General features: G+C 59.4%; 19 protein-coding genes. 10 read left to right on the forward strand and 9 right to left on the reverse strand.

Annotated features, from left to right (window positions below; translation table 11 throughout):
- Positions 1-74 precede the first annotated feature (74 nt).
- Positions 75-866, forward strand: a complete 792-nt coding sequence (locus tag AC1DE4_RS07595) for a polysaccharide deacetylase family protein (protein ID WP_169681164.1) — start codon at positions 75-77, stop codon at positions 864-866.
- A gap of 95 nt (positions 867-961) precedes the next feature.
- Positions 962-1888 (forward strand): Gfo/Idh/MocA family protein, encoded by a 927-nt coding sequence (locus AC1DE4_RS07600; protein ID WP_018859159.1) that lies wholly within the window; start codon positions 962-964, stop codon positions 1886-1888.
- 49 nt (positions 1889-1937) lie between these two features.
- On the opposite strand, the gene AC1DE4_RS07605 is transcribed toward AC1DE4_RS07600, so the two are convergent.
- Both AC1DE4_RS07605 and AC1DE4_RS07610 read right to left on the reverse strand, forming a co-directional pair.
- Entirely contained in the window at positions 1938-2387 is a 450-nt protein-coding gene (locus AC1DE4_RS07605) for a DNA polymerase III subunit chi (protein WP_018857362.1), read from the reverse strand.
- Entirely contained in the window at positions 2384-3877 is a 1494-nt protein-coding gene (locus tag AC1DE4_RS07610; protein WP_169681061.1) for a leucyl aminopeptidase, read from the reverse strand. The genes AC1DE4_RS07605 and AC1DE4_RS07610 overlap by 4 nt, the downstream gene beginning before the upstream one ends.
- Before the next feature lie 190 nt (positions 3878-4067).
- Here AC1DE4_RS07610 and AC1DE4_RS07615 point away from each other — a divergent pair, with 190 nt between their 5' ends.
- From AC1DE4_RS07615 to rsmA, 7 genes are all read left to right on the forward strand, one after another.
- Positions 4068-4835 carry a phosphatase PAP2 family protein gene (locus tag AC1DE4_RS07615; RefSeq protein ID WP_192241545.1) on the forward strand — a complete coding sequence of 256 codons (768 nt, stop codon included), beginning with the start codon at positions 4068-4070 and terminating at the stop codon, positions 4833-4835.
- 101 nt (positions 4836-4936) lie between these two features.
- Positions 4937-6115: an LPS export ABC transporter permease LptF gene (gene lptF, locus AC1DE4_RS07620; RefSeq protein ID WP_025659817.1), complete on the forward strand. Its 1179-nt coding sequence runs from the start codon at positions 4937-4939 to the stop codon at positions 6113-6115.
- Positions 6112-7200: an LPS export ABC transporter permease LptG gene (gene lptG / locus AC1DE4_RS07625; RefSeq protein WP_018116849.1), complete on the forward strand. Its 1089-nt coding sequence runs from the start codon at positions 6112-6114 to the stop codon at positions 7198-7200. Before lptF ends, lptG begins: the two co-directional genes overlap by 4 nt.
- Entirely contained in the window at positions 7200-9557 is a 2358-nt protein-coding gene (locus AC1DE4_RS07630; RefSeq protein ID WP_018857366.1) for an LPS-assembly protein LptD, read from the forward strand. The genes lptG and AC1DE4_RS07630 overlap by 1 nt, the downstream gene beginning before the upstream one ends.
- Before the next feature lie 187 nt (positions 9558-9744).
- A complete protein-coding gene (locus tag AC1DE4_RS07635; RefSeq protein WP_025659820.1) occupies positions 9745-10695 on the forward strand; it encodes a SurA N-terminal domain-containing protein in 951 nt (316 codons plus the stop codon).
- Between the two features lie 5 nt (positions 10696-10700).
- Positions 10701-11726 (forward strand): 4-hydroxythreonine-4-phosphate dehydrogenase PdxA, encoded by a 1026-nt coding sequence (gene pdxA / locus AC1DE4_RS07640; RefSeq protein WP_169681065.1) that lies wholly within the window; start codon positions 10701-10703, stop codon positions 11724-11726.
- A complete protein-coding gene (gene rsmA, locus AC1DE4_RS07645) occupies positions 11726-12553 on the forward strand; it encodes a 16S rRNA (adenine(1518)-N(6)/adenine(1519)-N(6))-dimethyltransferase RsmA (protein ID WP_018116249.1) in 828 nt (275 codons plus the stop codon). Before pdxA ends, rsmA begins: the two co-directional genes overlap by 1 nt.
- A 111-nt stretch (positions 12554-12664) precedes the next feature.
- On the opposite strand, the gene gmk is transcribed toward rsmA, so the two are convergent.
- The 7 genes from gmk to fabD all read right to left on the reverse strand — a co-directional run bounded on the left by gmk (position 12665) and on the right by fabD (position 19185).
- Entirely contained in the window at positions 12665-13330 is a 666-nt protein-coding gene (gene gmk / locus AC1DE4_RS07650; protein ID WP_018116250.1) for a guanylate kinase, read from the reverse strand.
- 3 nt (positions 13331-13333) lie between these two features.
- Positions 13334-14221: a YicC/YloC family endoribonuclease gene (locus AC1DE4_RS07655; protein ID WP_018116251.1), complete on the reverse strand. Its 888-nt coding sequence runs from the start codon at positions 14219-14221 to the stop codon at positions 13334-13336.
- A gap of 15 nt (positions 14222-14236) precedes the next feature.
- Positions 14237-15478: an endolytic transglycosylase MltG gene (gene mltG / locus AC1DE4_RS07660; RefSeq protein ID WP_210258208.1), complete on the reverse strand. Its 1242-nt coding sequence runs from the start codon at positions 15476-15478 to the stop codon at positions 14237-14239.
- A gap of 111 nt (positions 15479-15589) precedes the next feature.
- Positions 15590-16852, reverse strand: a complete 1263-nt coding sequence (fabF, locus tag AC1DE4_RS07665) for a beta-ketoacyl-ACP synthase II (RefSeq protein ID WP_112656260.1) — start codon at positions 16850-16852, stop codon at positions 15590-15592.
- Between the two features lie 94 nt (positions 16853-16946).
- Positions 16947-17183, reverse strand: coding sequence for an acyl carrier protein (locus AC1DE4_RS07670; RefSeq protein ID WP_003547058.1), 237 nt, complete (start codon positions 17181-17183; stop codon positions 16947-16949).
- Between the two features lie 289 nt (positions 17184-17472).
- Positions 17473-18210, reverse strand: a complete 738-nt coding sequence (gene fabG / locus AC1DE4_RS07675) for a 3-oxoacyl-[acyl-carrier-protein] reductase (RefSeq protein ID WP_018857373.1) — start codon at positions 18208-18210, stop codon at positions 17473-17475.
- 30 nt (positions 18211-18240) lie between these two features.
- Positions 18241-19185, reverse strand: coding sequence for an ACP S-malonyltransferase (fabD, locus tag AC1DE4_RS07680; protein WP_018857374.1), 945 nt, complete (start codon positions 19183-19185; stop codon positions 18241-18243).
- A gap of 207 nt (positions 19186-19392) precedes the next feature.
- Here fabD and AC1DE4_RS07685 point away from each other — a divergent pair, with 207 nt between their 5' ends.
- Positions 19393-20436 (forward strand): aldo/keto reductase, encoded by a 1044-nt coding sequence (locus tag AC1DE4_RS07685; RefSeq protein WP_025659826.1) that lies wholly within the window; start codon positions 19393-19395, stop codon positions 20434-20436.
- The last annotated feature ends 108 nt before the right edge of the window (positions 20437-20544 follow it).

Raw genomic sequence — 20544 nt, forward strand, 5'->3', positions numbered from 1 at the left:
GTTGCCTCAACTTTCATTACTGATTTGTTGAGCCCTTTTATACATCGCTTTGCCCTTCCGGTGCCATCTTGAGCATGGCCCTGGCCGGCTGCCAATCCACCAGGCATCCTGCGCCTGACACCACAATGACCACCTCCTCCATCGTCGCGCCTGAAGGCAGCCCGGCAACGGGGACCGATGCTGCCCTGCCCCAAATGTCGAGCGACAGCCGCCTGCATCACCTCGCCGGTCGAGCACTCATCGTCGCGTCCATTCATGACCTGCACCTCCAGGACAAGGAGGTCATCCTCAGCTTCGATGACGGTCCGATCCCCGGCCGCACGGACCGTGTCCTCGCGACACTGGACCACTTCGGCGTCAAGGGGGCCTTCATGATGGTCGGCGAAATGGCGGAACGACATCCGGAGCTTGCCCGCAAGATCGCGTCTGAAGGCAACGCGATCGGCAGCCACACCTACCAGCACGAGAACCTGGCGACGCTGACCTTCGACATGGCCATGAAGGAAATCACACCCGGCGAGGCCGCYGTGACCAAGGCGACCGGCGGCGACGTCAACTTCTTTCGCTTTCCATACCTTGCCGATAGCCGGAAGCTTCGTGGCGCCGTGGCAATGCGCGATATGGTGGTGATGGATGTGGACGTCGACAGCAAGGACTACTTCAATACATCGCCAGCCGCCGTCACCAAACGGACGATGGACCTGCTGCACAAGCGGGGCCGCGGCATCATCCTCATGCACGACATCCACAATCGCACGGCGACAATGCTGCCGACGCTCCTTTCAACCCTTGAGGCCGAGGGGTATAAGGTCGTAACGCTGCAGTTCAAGAAGCCGACGGCACCGGCCGAAATGGCGTCCATCTGACGGGCCTATCGACGCTTGCCCCCCGGTTTCTTTCTGCTAAAACAGGCGCAAAATAAATCATACTTTTGAGCGAAACACCGAACGCGAGCACCAGCATGTCACCTATCAACCTCGCCATCGTTGGCGTCGGCAAGATCGTCCGCGACCAGCACCTCCCCTCGATTGCAAAGAATCCGGACTTCAAGCTCGTTGCAACGGCGAGTCGCCACGGCACCGTCGAAGGCATCCAGAGCTTCACGACGATCGATGCAATGCTCGACGCCGTTCCGGCGATCGATGCCGTTTCGCTCTGCATGCCGCCGCAGTATCGCTACGAGGCAGCGCACAAGGCGCTTTCCGCCGCCAAGCATGTGTTCCTCGAAAAGCCTCCGGGCGCGACTCTAAGCGAAGTGGCCGATCTCGAAAAGCTGGCGGCCAGCAAGGGCGTTTCGCTGTTTGCGAGCTGGCATTCCCGCTACGCAGCAGCTGTCGAAGCCACGAAGTCCTTCCTCGCGTCGACGACGATCAAGAGCGTTCATGTCATCTGGAAGGAAGACGTTCGCCACTGGCATCCGAACCAGGACTGGATCTGGCAAGCCGGCGGCCTTGGCGTCTTCGACCCGGGCATCAACGCCCTTTCGATCGTTACCCACATCCTCCCAAAGGCGATCTTCCTGACAGGCGCAACGCTCGAATTCCCGGAAAATCGCGATGCGCCGATCGCCGCGGATCTGCACTTCCAGAACGCTGACGGCGTGCCGGTTCATGCCGAATTCGACTGGCGTCAGACCGGCAAGCAGAGCTGGGACATCCTCGCGGAAACCGAAGCCGGCCATGTGGAGCTTGCGGAAGGCGGCTCCAAGCTGTCGATCAATGGCGAGCTGAAGTTTTCGGCGCCCGAGGAAGAGTACCCCGCGCTTTACCGGCGCTTTGCGGAAATCGTCAAAGCCGGCAAATCCGACGTCGATCTGGCGCCGCTTCGCCACGTTGCCGATGCCTTCATGCTCGGCAGGCGCAAGTTCGTCGACGCCTTCCACGATTGATTTCAAATGAAAAAGCCCGCTTGAAGCGGACCGCTTGAAGCGGGCTTTTTCATGCTTTTTTTTCCCAACGCCCTTCCGGGGTCTGTTGCCAATAGGTGAGGTTATGTCCTTCGCCTTTCAGCTTCTTCCATTGCGCGCGAGCCCCTTCGAGCTGCGCCTGGTCGTAACCATCGAACATGAAGACGATCCGGCTATAAGGCTCGACCGGCGGCGGCTCAGCTCCATCGACGATAAATCGTACCGTCGCCGCGTTGGAATTCCCTTCGGAAACCGTAAGGAGAACCGGCTGATCTGCCGCCAGGTCCCCCTCATCCGTGCCATGCGGCAGGAAGCTATCTTCGCGAAATGTCCAGAGATGCTGATCGAGCAGGTCGCGTCGCGCAGCGTCTTTCAACTGCACCGCGACCCGCCAGCCGCGCTCGACGCTTTTCTCGAGCAACGGCGGGAGGGCATCCTCCAGCTTGGATTCCGTCAGATGGTAAAACAGAACTTCCGTCATGACTCGTAGTTGGCACGCACCAGCTCATCGAGCAGGCGTACGCCGTAACCGGAACCCCAGGACTGATTGATCTCATCCTGCGGCGAGCCCATTGCCGTTCCTGCGATGTCGAGGTGTGCCCAAGGCGTTTCCTCCACGAATCGCTTCAGGAAATGAGCGGCGGTGATCGATCCCGCATGACGGCCGCCGGAGTTCTTCATGTCGGCGAACTTGCTGTCGATCAGCTTGTCGTACTCCTTGCCGAGCGGCAAGCGCCACAGCTTTTCGCTGCTTGTCAAGCCGGCAGCGGTCAGCTGCGCGGAGAGCTCATCGTCATTCGAGAACAGACCGGCGTGGACATTGCCGAGCGCAACAAGGATAGCGCCGGTCAATGTTGCCAGATTGATCATGAATTTCGGCTTGAAGCGATCGTTGCAATACCACAACGCGTCACACAGAACGAGCCGTCCTTCAGCATCGGTATTGATGATCTCGATCGTCTGGCCCGACATCGAGGTAACGATGTCGCCGGGACGCTGCGCGTTTCCGTCGGGCATATTTTCGACCAGACCGATGATGCCGACCGCGTTCACGGCTGCCTTGCGGGCAGCGAGGACATGCATCAGGCCGGTGACAGCGGCAGCACCGCCCATGTCACCCTTCATTTCTTCCATGCCGGCAGCGGGCTTGATCGAAATGCCGCCGGTATCAAAGACCACGCCCTTGCCGATGAAGGCGACCGGACTCTCGCCGCTCTTGCCGCCCTTCCACTGCATGACCGCCAGACGCGGGGGTCTGACCGAGCCTTGTGCCACGCCCAGCAGGGCGCCCATGCCAAGCTTTTGCATTTCCTTCTCGGTGAGGATTTCCACCTCGACCCCAAGTTTCTGCAATTCGCTTGCCTTGGCGGCAAACTCCACCGGACCCAGAACATTCGGCGGCTCGTTCACAAGATCGCGGGCCAGGTTAACGCCCGCCGCAACGGCTTCCGAGAGCTTGAAGGCTTCTGCCGCCTCTGTCGCTTTGGCGGTAACGATCTTGATCGGCACCTGCCCGTTCCGGCCATTGCCGTCCTCGTCCTTCTTCTTGGTCTTGTAGGTATCGAAGCTATAGGCGCGCAAAAGCATTCCAAGCGCAAAATCCGCCGCTTCCTTCGCTCCGACGCCGGCACCCGGCGCATCGACGAAGATTGCGACCTTTTCGGCCTTCTTGATCTTGGATGCGGCGACGCCGCCAGCCTTCAGCCAATCGTGAGCGGTCAGCTCTTCAGGTTTGCCGAGTCCTACAACGATAAGCCGCTCAGCTGCGGACCTCTCGGGCGCAACGAGATCCAGCACAGTCGTCGCCTTGGCGGAGAAGCCGGCGATCTTTGCTGCTCTCGGGATGACGCCAGCGGGATCCGCAAGCTTGCCCCCGGCGGCAAGGTCCGCTCCGCTTGCCTGCAGGAGGATCGCGTAGCCACCGGCGATCTCGGTGGAGCTTGCAAATGAGATATCGAACTTGGCTGACATGTCTTCTCCAGTGGGATTGTCCTAAATCCGCTCTATCCGATCATTTCGGGTTTCACCCCCGAAAACAAGTCTTCGGGATGAGGCCGTGGCGGCCTGACTAACCGCCAACCCGTTAAAGGGATGTCATCTTCGGCGCATATTCCTCCCGCGGAATTAAGTCCACAGGAATTCCGAATTGCTTTCCCTTTTGATGTCTGCAGGGACGAGGACGTGTTGGCGCATACAAATGCCCGACAGCGATCCCGCACGTGTGTTTATAGGTCTTTTCTGTCTGTGGTGGCTGCTGCTTCTGCTGTTCAACGGCTTTCCGCAGATCGATGTCTACGCATCAGCGCATTTCTTTGTGCGCGAGGCATGCAGCACTCCAGCCACATTCGGAAAAAACTGCGGCTACTTTCCTTACCGGCACGAGGCTTATCTCGGGTTCCTGAGAACGCTGTTCTTCCGGCTTCCCTACCTCATCGCCATCGTCCTCTTGTGGAAACTTTTGGAGTGCTACGGGCACTGCGGGGCCACTTTCAACCTCGCGCGCGCCCGCGCCTTCAAGATTGCTCTCGGCTCGCTGGTGATCGGCCCCGTGATCCTCACCAACCTCATTCTCAAGACATACTGGGGTAGACCGCGACCGTCCCAAACGCTGGATTTTGGTGGCCACCTCGACTTCGTGCAGGCGGGCTCCATGATCGGAAAATGCGTATCGAACTGCTCTTTCATTTCCGGCGAAGCGGCAGGCGCCGGCTGGGTTTTCTGTCTGATTTTCCTGATACCACAGCCGGCGCGCTTCGCGCTTGCCCTCCCCCTCACAGCAATCGCCTTTCTGACACCGGCCATGCGTCTTGCATTTGGCGCGCACTACCTTTCAGACGTCATCCTGGGTTGGCTTTCGTCCGTTGTTGTCTTTGCAGGTCTTCTTGCGCTTACCGATTCGCCACAGGGCAAAAAAAAATCTGAAATTTGAATGAATTTTCGACTCCAGCTTGTCGCAAAAGAGACCCAAACAGCGTAGATGGATTTCGCTGCGTAGCGGCATTGGTTCGCAAATGGCGTTCAAGGGCATTAATGAAACTGCTTGAAACATACATACTCCGGCGCGTTGGCCAGATGTTTCTCGTTGCCCTGTTGCCGGTGCTCGCGATCATTTGGACGACTCAGGTCCTGCAGCGCGTCAATCTCGTAACCGACAGCGGCCAGTCGATGGGATCGTTCGCCAAGCTGGCAACGCTGATTCTACCGTCGATCATTCCGATCGTGCTGCCGTTCGCACTTGTCATCGGTGTGACGCAGACCCTGACGACGATGAACAACGATTCGGAGCTGACCGTCATCGACGCGGCTGGCGCCAAGCGCAGCATTATCCTGCGCCCGATCCTCATCCTCGCCGCCGTCATTAGCATCTTTTCGTTTCTGGTGGACAACGTCGTCGAGCCGAAGGCCAAGACGGGGGTTCGCCAGATGGTGGCCGCTGCCTATGCGGATCTGCTCTCGACCGTGATTGAAGAGAAGAACTTCCGCCGCATCGACACCGGCCTCTACGTACAGATATCCGAGAGATTGGCCGGACGCGTGCTCAAGGGCTTGTTCGTCGTCGATGAGCGCGACCCCGCATTCGAGCTTATCTACTACGCACGTGAAGGCGCCGTTGACGAGAAGGGCACGTCACTCATCATGCATGATGGCGAGGTTCACCGCAAAACGCAAACCGGTGAAGTCTCCGTCATTCGTTTCGATTCCTACTCCTTCGACCTGTCCGATCTGACCCAAAACCGCGGTCAGGCGACTCTTCGCGCATCCGACCGCGAGCTTGCGTTCCTCTTCAATCCGGATCCGAACGACAAGGATTACATCGCCAGACCCGGTAGTTATCGTGCCGAATTGCACCGCCGCATGACGGATTGGGTTCTTCCGATGGTGTTTGCGCTGATTTCGCTCGCGATCGCCGGTGATGCTCGCTCCCACCGCGAAGCACGGTTGCACCCCATGGTCGCGGCGCTCATCTTCGCGTTCGGTATTCGTTGGGCGTCGTTCTACGCCGCCAACCAGATCGACACGGATCCAGAGTATATCGGCGTGCTCTATGCGATTCCCGTGGTCGCCAGCCTTTTGGCAATCGCATCTCTGTCGCACCATAAGCGCCTGTCGGTCGTGTCCGCGATGAGCGACCGAATCTCCGCCTCTTGGCAGAGACTGTCGCGACGCTTTGGTCGGTCGGCAGATCCCTCCGCCGGAGGCAGCGCATGATTCTCGGGACACTCGGCCGTTACTTCTTCCGTCGATACCTGCTGACCACAATGTGGTTCTTTCTCGGCGTGATTGGCATCGTCTACCTCGTTGATTTCAGCGAGACCGCTGGCCGACTCTCCGGTCTTCCCGGCTACACCGTGACCGGCGGGCTCGCGATGACGGCGGTGCGTCTGCCGCTCATCTTGCAGCAGACCGTGCCCTTCATTGCCCTCTTTGTGGGCATGACCGTTCTAATCGGGCTCAACCGAAAATACGAACTGGTCGTGACGCGTGCTGCCGGCATCTCGGTTTGGCAGTTCATGTCTCCCTTCCTCGCAGGCGCCTTTTTGCTCGGCGTCCTGGTCATGACCGTCCTCAACCCGCTGGCAGCCTGGGGGCAACGTCAGGCTGCCGTCATCGAGAGCAACTGGCGTGGAGAAGTCTCAGGGTCGAACGCCGCGCCGCAAGTTCCGTGGATTCGCCAGATCAGCGGCGGGGACGACGTGATCATCGGAGCGAATACGATTCTCGAAAACGGCACGCTGCTTATGAACGCCGTGTTCGTGCATTTCGATTCGTCCGATCACATCATCCTGAGACAGGACGCCGCGTCGGCAAAATTGGAAGATGGTTACTGGCTTCTTAAGAACGTTGTCGAGCGTCGTCCGGGCGAAGTCGCCACACGGCTCGATGAGGTGCGCGTAAGCACCAATTTGAAACAGGATTTCATCCAGCAGAGGCTGACAGCCCCTGAAACTATTGGATTTTTTGATCTCTCGAGCCGAATTGACGCGGCGAGATCCTTCGGGATTCCGACCAAGGCGCTTGAGACCCAATTTCATTCGTTGTTGTCCCAACCACTGTTGCTTGTCGCAATGACTCTCATTGCTGCAACAGTGTCCCTAAAATTTAGCCGGTTCAACCAGTCGAGGTCGGTGATTCTGGGTGGAATCCTGTCGGGCTTCGTGCTTTATGTGGTCACCGTGCTTGTAAAAGCATTCGGAAGCAGTGGGGTTGTCCCGCCTTTCGTGGCAACGTGGATTCCGGTCATTGTTGCCTTGGCTTTGGGTGCAACAATTCTGCTTCATCAGGAGGATGGCTAGTGGCGGCAGGCGACCGCAAGACTCTTAGTAAACAGTTGGTTGCCCTGCTCCTAGGCGCGGCCCTGTCTACCTATTCGAATGGCTTTCCTGCTGCTTTCGCCCAGGATGCCCTGCAAGGCTTGAGGCCGAACGTGTCCGCCGACCAGAAGCTGATTCTGTCGGCAAACGAACTCGTCTACAACAAGGACGCGCAGATCGTTTCGGCCATCGGCGGTGTACAGATTAACTACGCCGGCTACAGATTGGTGGCGCAACGCGTCGAGTACAATCAGCAGACCCGCCGCCTGATGGCGCTCGGCAACGTGGAGTTGATCGCCCCCGACGGCAACCGCATGTACGGTGACAAGATTGACATCACCGACGATTTTGCCAACGGGTTCGTAAACGCGCTCCGAATTGAGACCCCCGACAATACGCGCCTGGTTGCCGAAACCGGCCAGCGTGTTGGGGGCACGCAAATGATCCTGAACAGGGGCGTCTATACCGCCTGTTTGCCTTGCGCTGAAAGACCGGAACGACCTCCCTTCTGGCAGGTAAAGGCTGAACGCGTCATTCAGGACGGCGTCAAGCATACGATTCGCCTTGAAAAGGCGCGCTTCGAGCTCCTTGGCCACCCGCTCGCCTACGTTCCGTGGATCGAGGTCCCCGACAATACCGTGAAGCGGAAGTCCGGCTTCCTTTTCCCGACCTTTAGCGCATCGCAGAATCTCGGCTTCGGCCTTTCTGTCCCGTACTATTACGTCATTTCGCCGAGCAGCGACGTCACGGTGACCGGCACGGGTTACACCACCCAGGGTTTCCTGGCGGACGCGGAATTCCGCCAGAGATTCGAGAACGGCACGCACACCTTGCGCGTGGCCGGTATCGACCAGCTCAGCCCGGGGACCTTTACGCCCGGCACCAGCGATGCCGAAAATGACTTCCGCGGTGTCGTAGCGTCGAAGGGGGCCTTCCAAATCAACCCGCGATGGGCGTTTGGTTGGGACGTGATGGTTCAGAGTGACAACAACTTCGCTCGCACCTATAACCTGAAGGGTCTGGACGAAAGTACACATACCAACCAAGTTTACCTGACGGGTCTCGGCAAGCGGAATTATTTCGATCTGCGCTCGTTCTATTTCGACGTTCAGAACGCCGATCCGAATGATATCGCCGAGAAGCAGCAGGCAATCGTTTACCCGGTGATGGACTATCACTTCGTGGCGCCGCAGCCGCTCGCCGGAGGTGAACTATCTGCCGATGTCAACTTCACGAACCTGTCGCGCACGCACGACGACTTTTATAGCGTCGCAGGCTTTGATCGGTTCCGCGGCCTTGAGGGCCAGACATCTCGCCTGACGGGCGAACTGGAATGGAAGCGGACCTTTGTCACGCCTCAGGGCTTCTTGATCACTCCGCTGCTTGCAGCCCGCGGCGATGCCTTGGCGTTGAACATGACGCCGCCGCCGACCTCCGGCACCTTTGTCTATGACGGCAATTACGACGACGGTAATGCAGCGACGCGTTCGATGTTTACCGCAGGGTTGGAAATGCGCTACCCGATCCTCGGTACGACCGCGAACAGCACACACCTGTTCGAACCGATTGTTCAGCTTTATGCACGGCCCGACGAACGGCTTGCCGGCTCTCTTCCGAACGAAGATGCGCAGAGCTTCGTGTTCGATGCGACCAATCTTTTCGAGCGTGATAAGTTCTCCGGCTACGACCGTATCGAAGGTGGCACGCGCGCCAATGTCGGCTTCCAGTACACCGGTACGTTCGACAACGGCTACAAGCTGCACGGTATCTTCGGCCAATCCTACCAGCTCGGCGGCCAAAACTCCTTTGACACGGCTGATCTGGTAAACGTCGGCGCCGACTCCGGCCTCGAAACGGACGTCTCCGACTTCGTCGGACTCGGCGGGATCGAAACGCCACAGGGCGTTGCCCTTGCAGCTTCCTATCGGCTTGACGACAAGGACCTGGATTTCCGTCGTGGCGATTTGACGGCCGGTTACCAGACCGACAATTTCCAAGGTCAGATGATCTACACGCATGTCTCAGCGCAGCCGGAATACGGCTTCGCCGAGGACAATGATGAGATCCAGGCCAAGGCTGCTGTTAAGTTCAAGGATTATTGGACGGTATTTGGCGGCGTCGCTTGGGACCTTCAGGACAACACTGTTGTCAGGAAGACAATCGGCCTTACCTATGAAGACGAATGCACCATCTTCACGATCGCATATATCGACAAGCGCGATACCACCGCGGAAACCGCGAGCGACTGGAGTATCGGGGCGAGGTTGACCTTCCGGACGCTGGGCGACATCAATCTCGGCACGCCCATAGATGCCAGCCCAACCATCTACCAGAATTAACTGTCAGTTCTGTAATACGGCGAAAGAAAGGGCCTTTCTTTCGCCGTAAGACTATGCAGGACATTGTCGCCAGTTGAGATCTAAGGCATATGCTGAATTTTCAATTTGCAGCGGTAATGCCCGTGTGTCTCGGGAAGGTATGCGCGCCGCGACGTGAGTGCGCGGCGTCAATGGGAAGGGTCGATAGATGATTGGCGCAAGAAGAACCGTAAGGACGATGATTGCCGGCGCGACTTTCGCGATGCTGGCGGCTTTTGCCTCGCCGCAGACCGGCTCAGCTTTTGCTGCAAGCGAAGTCAGAGTTGTCGTCAACGGAACAGCAATCACCAGCGGTGACATCGCCAAGCGCCAAGCATTCCTGCGCCTGCAGCATCAAAAGGCTGATGCGAAAGCAGCGGAAGAACAGCTGATCGAACAGACGCTGAAGCAGCAGGAAATTTCCCGCGTCCGCATGTCGGTTTCCAAGGACGACGTCAACGCATCGTTCGCGCGGTTCGCGAGCGGCAACAAGTTGACGACGGACCAGATGACGCAAATTCTCGAACGCGCCGGCGTCGGTGTTGATCATTTCAAGGCTTTCATTGCCGTGCAGATGAGCTGGCCGCGCCTTGTCAATGCCCGCTACGGTTCGAGCAATCGCATGTCGAATTCCGACCTTGTTGCCCGCATGATGGAGAACAAGCAGAAGCCGGAAACCACCGAATATATTCTGCAGCAGATGATCTTCGTCGTTCCCGCCAACAAGAAGGGCATCGTCGGCAAACGCAAGAGCGAAGCCGAGGCGTCTCGCGCGAAGTATCCGGGTTGTGACCAGGCAAAGGTCTTCGCAGCAACGATGCTTGACGTGTCAGTCCGTGACCTTGGTCGCGTTCTTGCACCGGAACTTCCGGCCGAATGGAAGCCGCTTGTCGAGCAGGCAAAGGGCAACACGACCGCCACGCGCGTGACCGACAGAGGTGTCGAATACATCGCCATCTGCAGCCAGCGCCAGGTTTCTGATGACCAAGCCGCCGAAATGGTGTTCCGCCAGGAAGACCTTGATAAGGCGAAGGCAGGGAAGAACGCCCCTCCGGAAAATCCGAACGCCCAGAAATATATGGAAGAGCTGCGCAAGAAGGCGCAGATCATGCGTCCCTGAGCAAGATGACACTCTCGTTCTCGCGCCCGCTTGCTCTCAGCCAGGGCGATCCGGCCGGCGTCGGCCCCGATGTCACACTTCTGGCCTGGATGCGGCGCAGGGAGCTGGGTCTGCCTCCGTTCGTGTTCATTGGCGACCCTGATGTGCTGGCATCGCGTGCCAAGCTCCTAGGCTTGACGATCGCCATTCGCGAGACCGATTGCACCAACGCCAATGATGTCTTTGCAGATGCCCTCCCCGTGCTCCCCATTGCCGCAGGTATCGACGTTGTAGCGGGTGAGCCGCATGTGGCGACGGCAAAGAGCACGATCGCCGCGATCGAAAGAGCTGTCTCGCTGACAATGAGTGGCGAAGCCCTCGGCGTCGTCACCAACCCGATCGCCAAGTCCGTTCTCTACGAATCCGGCTTTCCCTTCCCCGGACACACTGAGTTTCTGGCCGATCTCGCCGCACGTGCGACTGGACAGGCGGGGATACCGGTGATGATGCTCGCGGGTCCGAAGCTCCGCACCATTCCTGTTACAATTCATATTCCGCTCAAGGATGTGCCTCAGGCACTGACGGCCGATCTCATCATCGAGACTTGCCGGATTGCTGATGCCGATCTCAGGCGTCGCTTCGGGATCGAGCAACCCCGGCTCGCGATAGCCGGTCTCAATCCACACGCCGGAGAAGACGGTGCGATCGGCAAAGAGGATGAAACGGTCATCAAACCGGCCATCCAATTCCTGAGATCCGAGGGGATAAACGCAATCGGTCCGCTGCCTGCCGATACGATGTTCCACGACGACGCCAGAGCGCGTTACGACGTTGCGATCTGCATGTATCACGACCAGGCCCTGATACCGGCCAAGGCACTTGGCTTCGACGACGCTGTCAACGTCACGCTGGGATTGCCCTTTGTGCGCACCTCGCCCGATCACGGCACCGCCTTCGGGATCGCCGGCAAGGGCCTTGCGCGTGAAAACAGTCTCGTCGCGGCGCTGAAGCTCGCCGGTCACCTCGGACGCACCACAGAAGGGCATCGTTGATGGCTGCCTTGGATGGGCTGCCGCCCCTTCGCGATGTCATTCAGCGCCATGGCCTCGATGCGCGCAAGGCGCTCGGCCAGAACTTCTTGCTCGATCTCAACCTGACGCAGAAGGTTGCTCGCACAGCCGGCTCCTTGGAAGGAGCCACGGTTTTTGAGGTCGGTCCGGGTCCCGGCGGCCTGACGCGCGCCATTCTGGCATTGGGTGCAAAGAAGGTGATCGCCGTCGAGCGTGATTCTCGCTGTTTACCCGCGCTTTCGGAAATCGCGGATCACTATCCGGGGAGGCTCGAGGTCATCGAAGGCGATGCGCTGAAGACGGACTTCGAAGCTCTGACGCCCGAGGGACCGGTGAAGATCATTGCCAACCTGCCCTACAATGTCGGCACGCAGCTGCTGGTCAATTGGATCCTGCCGAAGCAGTGGCCTCCTTTCTGGGACTCGCTGACGCTGATGTTTCAGAAGGAAGTGGGAGAGCGCGTCGTTGCGGCCGAAGACGACGACCACTATGGACGTCTTGGCGTGCTTTGCGGATGGCGTACGAACGCACGGATGGCGTTTGACATTCCGCCGCAAGCTTTCACGCCGCCGCCGAAAGTAACGTCGACTGTCGTTCATCTGACCCCAAAGGAAAGCCCGATCCCCTGCTCGGTCGCCGATCTGGAGAAGGTCACGCATGCCGCCTTCGGCCAGCGACGCAAGATGCTGCGGCAGAGCCTAAAGCCGCTGGGGGGCGAAGTCTTGTTGAAGAAGGCGGATATCGACCCGCAACGACGGGCCGAAACGCTTTCAGTCGAAGAGTTTGTTCGACTGGCGAATTGCCTCTAGCCAGCGTTCGCTTAGGGCACGCCGACTTTCCAGGATAGTGAATCGCGTGACAGCATATCGGCCCGGTCAGTTGATCTAGCCGCAAGCACCATTGCATCGACCGTGCAGGTCCTAAAGGTTCGGCTCTTCAGTCAGCAGCCCGTTGACGAAATCGAACAAGCCGTAACGCCGGTCGCGGCGGACGCGTTCGGCATTGACGATGCAGCTCACATTGCGAAAAGCCTCATCGAGATCGTCGTTGACGATGACATAGTCGTATTCGCGCCACCGTTCGATCTCCGCGCGCGAATTCAAAAGCCGCGTACGAATGACCTCTTCCGAATCCTCGGCCCGGCGATGCAAGCGAGACTGCAGTTCGGTCATGGTGGGCGGCAGCACGAAGATCGAAACGATATCGGCCTTCATCTTGTCCTGAAGCTGCAAGGCACCCTGCCAGTCGATATCGAACAGCATGTCGCGACCTTCGGCCATGGCCGATTCCACGGGCTCGCGCGGCGTGCCGTAAAAGTTGCCGTGAACCTCCGCCCATTCGAGCAGATCGCCTGAGTCGCGCATCCTCTCGAACTGCGGTACAGTGATAAAGTGATAATGCTTGCCGGCAATCTCGCTCGGCCGCTTGGCCCTGGTCGTAACGCTGACAGAGATTTCGAGGCTGTGGTCGTCTCGGAGAAGGTTGCCAGCAATTGTCGACTTGCCTGCGCCCGAGGGCGAGGACAGGACAAGCATCAGCCCGCGCCGGGCGATTTTGGTGGGTGTGCTCGACTGGGCCGGGCTCATGTATCACTCCAGATTCTGGACCTGCTCGCGGAACTGGTCGATGACGACTTTCAGTTCGATGCCGGCGGCGGTGATTGCCGCGGCATTCGACTTCGAGCAGATAGTATTCGATTCTCGGTTAAATTCCTGTGCAAGGAAATCCAGCTTACGCCCGACCGGGCCGCCCTTGCCGAGCAGGTCGCGAGCGGCAACCACATGCGCTTTCAGGCGATCGATCTCTTCACGGAGATCCGCCTTGGTGGCGAGCAGAGCAGCTTCCGCATGCAGCCGGTCGCGATCCAGCTTTCCCGATCCATCCATCAGCAATGCGACCTGCGCGGCCAATCTCGTCGAGATCTCCTGCGGAGAGCGGGAGGGGTCACGCTCGATCACCTCTGTCAATCCCTCGATGGTGGCCACATGGTCGAGAAGTACGCGCGACAGAGCGGCACCTTCCGTCTCGCGCATGTGCCGTAGGTCGGCGAGAGCTGCGATCAGGCCTTCCACAATATCGGAATCGCGGGCGGCGATCGCTTCATCACCGTCCTCGCTCTCGCGGAATTCGATGATACCCCGGATGGCGAGCAATGTATCCAGCTGCAACGGCGCGGGATCGATGATGCCGCCAAGCTGATCGCGCAAGGCGAGCACAGCGGAAAGCGCTTCCTGATTGAGGACGGTTTCAATGCGGCTCTCACCGGCAGAGACGGAAAGCGACGCCTGCATATTGCCTCGGCTGAAGCGCTCGCCGGCAAGGCGACGCACGTCACTCTCCATACGCTCCAGCCCCGGCGGGAAGCGCAAGCGCAGGTCAAGGCCCTTGCCGTTGACCGAACGCAACTCCCAAGCCCAACGCCAACGGCCGCTCGTGCCTTCTCGCCGCGCAAAACCGGTCATGGACTGCAAAGCCATGCGAGCCTCCAAAAATCAGTTCGTCTTCTTTTTCTTTTGGGCAGCAGGCGCGGCAGGTGTGTCCGGCTGCGTCTGGCTCTCGGGCTGTCCGTCGACCGCAATATTGGGATCGGCTCCCTTGGCGGCTTCCAGTTGGCGCCAGCGCTTGACGTTCGCGTTATGCTCCTCAAGAGTGGCTGCAAAAACGTGCCCGCCGGAACCATCGGCGACGAAATACAGATCCTGCGTCTTCCATGGATTGGCGACAGCCTCCAGCGCATCACGGCCCGGATTGGCGATCGGCGTCGGGGGAAGCCCCTTGATCACGTAGGTGTTGTAGGGCGTTTCCTTCTTCAGGTCCGACTGATAGATCGGGCGATCCGTCGGCTTTCCGTCGCCGCCGAATAACCCGTAGATGATTGTCGGATCTGATTGAAGGCGCATCCCCTTGTCCAGCCGGTTAAGGAAGACGGAAGCCACGTGGGCACGCTCATCGGGAACGCCAGTCTCCTTCTCGACGATCGAGGCGAGGACGACCAGTTCGTCCTTTGACTTGAGTTGCAGCGACGGGTCGCGCTTGTCCCAAACCTGCTCGACCAGCTTCTGCTGGGCCGCAGCCATCTGCTCGATGATTTCGACCCGCTTCGTGCCGCGCGAGAACTTGTAGGTATCCGGGCGGAGGCTTCCCTCTGCGGGGACGACAGCCGGGAGATCGCCTTCCAGCACGGCATCCTCGTTCAGGCGATTGAACATCTGGCGGACGGTGAGGCCCTCGGGGAAGGCGACGGAATACAGGATCGACTTCCCGGATTTCAGCAGTTCCATGATGTCGTTCATGGAAGCATGTGCCTTGATTTCGTACTCACCCGCCTTGAGGCTCTCGCCATCATCAAGGTGGGTTGCCGTGAGGTAGCGGAAGATACGGGCATCCGAGACGATGTTGTTTCGTTCAAGGCTCGCGGCAATTTCAGCAACGCCGGCACCATTTCGCACGATGAAGTTCGTATTCGTTTCCAGCGGACCAGGATCTTGGTAGGCCGAGATCGCGTAGTAGAAGAGGAAGACAGCGGCTGCGCAGCCGAGGACGACCAGCGTCATCAGGAAGTTCAGGAAAATGATAACCTGGCTGCGCGCTTTCTTCGAGCGCTTCGGCGGCTCGGGCACGCGTTCCGGCCGCAGCGCCTCGCTTGGCGACTTGGGAATGATCGGCCCACTCTGCGTCTGCTGGCTCTCCTCGCCGATCGTCCCGTTGTTTTGGTTCGTATCGTTCACCGGCAATCCTCTAAACTTGGCCTCAAGTCCCGCTTCTTGCTAAGCAATGCGGCAAAATGCAGGTGGGGCCACGCCGCGCAAGGTGCAGCCCCACCGCCAGAACGTCAACGCCTGAACTCAGGCGACGTAGCGGCGCAGCACCAGCGAGGCATTCGTGCCGCCGAATCCGAAGGAATTCGACAGGGCGACGTTGATTTCCCGCTGCCTGGCCTTGTGCGGGACGAGGTCGATCGCGGTCTCGCGCTCAGGATTGTCGAGGTTGAGCGTCGGAGGCGCGACATTGTCCCGGATTGCAAGCGTTGCGAAGATGGCCTCGATCGCGCCGGCAGCACCGAGCAGATGACCGGTCGCGGACTTCGTCGACGACATCGAGATCTTGGAGGCTGCATTACCAACCAGACGCTCCACCGCGCCGAGCTCGATCGTGTCGGCCATCGTCGACGTGCCATGCGCGTTGATGTAGTCGATATCGGCAGCGGTCAAGCCGGCTCGCTTCAACGCCATCGTCATGCAGCGCTGCGCGCCTTCACCGTCCTCGGACGGAGCCGTGATGTGATAGGCATCGCCCGAGAGGCCATAGCCGACCACTTCGGCATAGATCTTGGCGCCGCGCGCCTTGGCATGTTCCAGCTCTTCGAGAACGACGATACCGGCCCCCTCACCCATGACGAACCCATCACGGTCCTTGTCATAGGGGCGCGACGCTTTGGTCGGATCGTCGTTGTGCTGGGTGGAGAGCGCCTTGCAGGCGGCAAAGCCGGCGAGCGAGATGCGGCTGACCGGGGACTCGGTGCCGCCAGCAACCATGACGTCCGCATCGCCGAACGCGATGAGACGGGCAGCGTCACCGATCGCGTGAGCGCCAGTCGAGCATGCCGTGACCACCGAGTGGTTCGGCCCGCGCAGCTTGTGGCGGATCGACACCTGTCCGGATACGAGGTTGATCAGACGGCCAGGAATGAAGAAGGGCGAAATGCGGCGCGGGCCCTTGTCGCGCAGCGTGTAGCCTGCTTCGACAATGCCTTCGATGCCGCCAATGCCGGAGCCGATCAAGACGCCGGTCGCAACCTGGTCCTCATCGCTCTCGGGGTGCCAGTTCGCATCTTTAAGCGCCATATCGGCGGCGGCCATGCCATAAATGATAAACGGATCAACCTTGCGCTGTTCCTTAGGCTCCATCCAGTCGTCGGCGTTGAAGGTGCCGTCGCTGCCGTCACCAACCGGAATGCGGCAGGCAATCTTTGCGGGCAGATCGTCGACTTCGAACTCAGTGACCAGGCGGGCGCCGTTTTGACCCGCAAGCAAGCGGGACCACGTCACTTCCGTTCCGCATCCCAAGGGCGATACCATGCCGGTACCTGTTATGACGACCCGTCTCATCGACTGCATTCCCCCGCCTTTTATGTTCTTGGAGAACCATGCCAGAAATAAAAAGGGCGGACTCCGGGTCCGCCCTTTTCTCAATCGCTCAGGATTAAGCCTGAGCCTTTTCGATAAACTTCACGGCATCGCCGACCGTCAGGATCGAGTCTGCAGCGTCGTCCGGAATCTCAACGCCGAATTCTTCTTCGAACGCCATGACCAGTTCGACGGTGTCGAGCGAGTCAGCGCCCAGATCGTCGATAAAGCTGGCGCTTTCAACAACCTTGTCGGCGTCGACGCCAAGATGATCAATAACAATTTTCTTTACGCGTTCTGCGATATCGCTCATGTCGGTTTCCTCGACCTTATATCCTGATCAGAATGCCTTGTGACATCCCTACCCTGTTTCAGCCTGCGGCGCCGTTAAGCCACCCTCGGCAAACTCTTTGAACCCGGCTACCAGAAATGTCCCAGGCTTGCACAAAAGCCCGCCGGTCCGTCTGCTTTCTCGGGAGACTGTTCACAGTCATGGCCCGCTTAACACGGTTTAAGTCTGCCGCAAAGCCAGAAAATCAACCCCATCGGGTTGCTCAACACGCTATTGCGGCGAAAACTGCCTCGAAACGCAGTTTCCCGTTTCAGATCATGGCCATGCCGCCGTTTACGTGCAGCGTCTGGCCTGTCATATAAGCAGCTTCCGACGAGGCGAGATAGGCAACCGCAGAGGCGACTTCCGCGCCGGTGCCCATGCGTTTCATCGGGATCGCTCCCATGATCGCTTCCTTCTGCTTGTCGTTCAGCTTGCCGGTCATGGCGGACTCGATGAAGCCAGGCGCCACGCAGTTGACCGTGACGTTGCGGGTTGCGATCTCCTGAGCCAGTGACTTCGTGAAGCCGATCATGCCCGCCTTGGAGGCGCAGTAATTGGCCTGGCCCGGATTGCCGGTCACGCCTACGACCGACGTGATGTTGATGATACGGCCATAGCGGCGGCGCATCATCGGGTGGGTCATCTCGCGCGTCAGGCGGAACATCGCCGTCAGGTTCACTTCGATGACGCTATCCCAGTCCTCGTCGCTCATGCGCACAAACAGGCCGTCCTTGGTGATGCCGGCGTTGTTGACGAGGATGTCCACACCTTCGAGATCGGCTTCCGCCTTGACGCCGAGCGCCTTGACTTCGTCGCGGTCTGCGAGGTTGGCCGGGAAGATCTTGACGCGATCGCCGAGATCGTTGGCCAGCGCCTCAAGCTTCTCGACGCGGGTGCCATGAAGGCCGACGATTGCGCCCTGCTTATGCAAGATACGGGCGATTTCTTCGCCGATGCCGCCGGATGCGCCGGTAACCAGAGCCTTGCGGCCGGAAAGGTCGAGCATGGGTAGTGTTCCTTGTAATCGTTAAATCTATCAGGCCATCAGGGCGGCAACGGCCGCGTCGATATCAGCAGGCGTGTTGACGGCGATGCCGTTCACCGTCTTGTCGATGCGGCGTGCAAGGCCGGTCAGGACCTTGCCGGAGCCGACCTCGTAAAGCGTCGTCGCGCCATTGGCCGCGAACCACTCGACAGTCTCGCGCCAGCGGACCTGGCCCGTCACCTGCTCCACCAGCAGCTTTGCAATCTCGTCGGCGTCGGTCACCGGCGCAGCGCGCACGTTGGCGATAAGAGGCACGACCGGGTTGGACTTCCTCACGCCGGCCAGCGCTTCGCGCATCGCTTCTGCAGCTGGGGCCATCAGCGAAGAATGGAAGGGAGCGGAGACCGGAAGCAGGATCGCGCGCTTGGCGCCCTTCTCGGTCGCAATCGCAGCGCCCTTTTCGACGGCCGCCTTCTCGCCTGATATGACGATCTGACCGCCGCCGTTGTCGTTGGCGATCTGGCAGGAGCCGACGGCCGAGGCTTCCTCGCAGACGGCGGCGACATCGGCATGTTCAAGGCCAATAATGGCCGCCATCGCGCCGACGCCGACCGGTACGGCGGCCTGCATGGCGTTGCCGCGGATGCGGAGCAACCGTGCAGTGTCGGCCAGCGAGAAGGTTCCTGCGGCGCAGAGCGCTGAGTATTCGCCTAGCGAATGACCGGCGACATAGGAGACCTTTGCCTTTAGGTCGACGCCGTTGGTTTCGAGGACCCGGATAACCGCCATCGACACCGCCATCAAGGCCGGCTGCGCATTGGCCGTCAGGGTCAGCGTATCTTCCGGCCCATTGAACATCGTCTCGGACAGCTTCTCGCCCAGCGCTTCGTCGACTTCTTGGAAGACGGCGCGTGCCTCGGCGAAGTTTTCAGCGAGATCCTTGCCCATGCCGACAGCCTGGCTGCCCTGCCCCGGAAATGTGAAAGCGATGGTCATCCTATGTCCTTTATAATTGGACCTCTGGTTATTTCGCCTCCAATTGACATTCTTTCCTGCAGAGTCAAGTGCCGGAGCCCCGCGCTCCAAGGCTTTTGCAGCTGCGAGAACGCAGCGTTTTGGCCCCTTGCGCTTACTCAATTCCAGTCTAGATTTGCGCCGCCCCTCCAGACCATTTCTTTTTCAGATCACTTTCAAGGCTTTCAGATGAAATACAGGAAACTTGGCCGCACGGATATTTCCGTGTCCGAAATCTGCCTCGGCACCATGACGTGGGGCACGCAAAACACCGAGATCGAAGCGCACGAGCAGATGGACCATTCCGTCGAGAAGGGCGTCAACTTCTTCGACACGGCCGAGCTCTATCCGACTACGCCCGTTTCGGCGGAAACGCAGGGGCTGACCGAAGACTACATCGGCAGCTGGTTCCAGAAGACGGGCAAGCGCAAGGATATCGTGCTCGCGACGAAGGTCGCGGGCCCCGGCCGTTCCTACATCCGCAACGGCGACGGTGCCGACGCGAAGAATATTCGCCTGGCGATCGAGGCAAGCCTGAAGCGCCTGCGGACCGACTATGTCGACCTCTACCAGATTCATTGGCCGAGCCGCGGACATTTCCATTTCCGTCAGGCTTGGCACTACGATCCCTTCAAGCAGGACCACGCCAAGGCCGTCGCCAATATCACGGAGATATTGGAAACGATGGGTGCTCTTGTGAGGGAAGGCAAGGTTCGCGCCTTCGGCCTTTCCAACGAAACCACCTGGGGCACCCAGAAGTATCTGACGCTCGCCGAACAGCTCGGCCTGCCGCGCGTTGCCACGATCCAGAACGAATATAATCTGCTCTACCGCCACCACGACCTCGATCTGGCGGAGCTGTCGCATCACGAGGATGTCGGCCTGCTCGCCTATTCCCCCCTCGCCGGCGGCATCCTGAGCGGCAAGTATATCGACGGCGCCAAGCCGGAAGGCTCGCGCGGGGCGATCAATGGCGATCTCGGCGGTCGGCTGCAGCCTTTGCAGGAAGCACCGACGAAGGCTTATCTCGATATCGCTGCACGGCATGGGCTCGATCCTGCTGCGATGGCGCTCGCCTTCTGCCTGCATCGCCGATTCATGGCTTCGGTGATTATCGGCGCGACGACGATGAAACAGCTCGATACAGACCTGAGCTCCGTCAATCTCAAGCTGTCGCACGACGTTCTCGTGGAAATCGAGGCGGTTCATCGCCAGTACCCGATGCCGATCTAAGGCAACCGGACGATGCATCACGATCTGGCCGTCGACGGCCAGATCACTGCCCTGAAACCATTGCATCGGGGCCCGCCCCACGCAAGTCGCCACAACGACAAGTTTCGA

Source organism: Rhizobium sp. 10N414 (assembly GCF_056394785.1).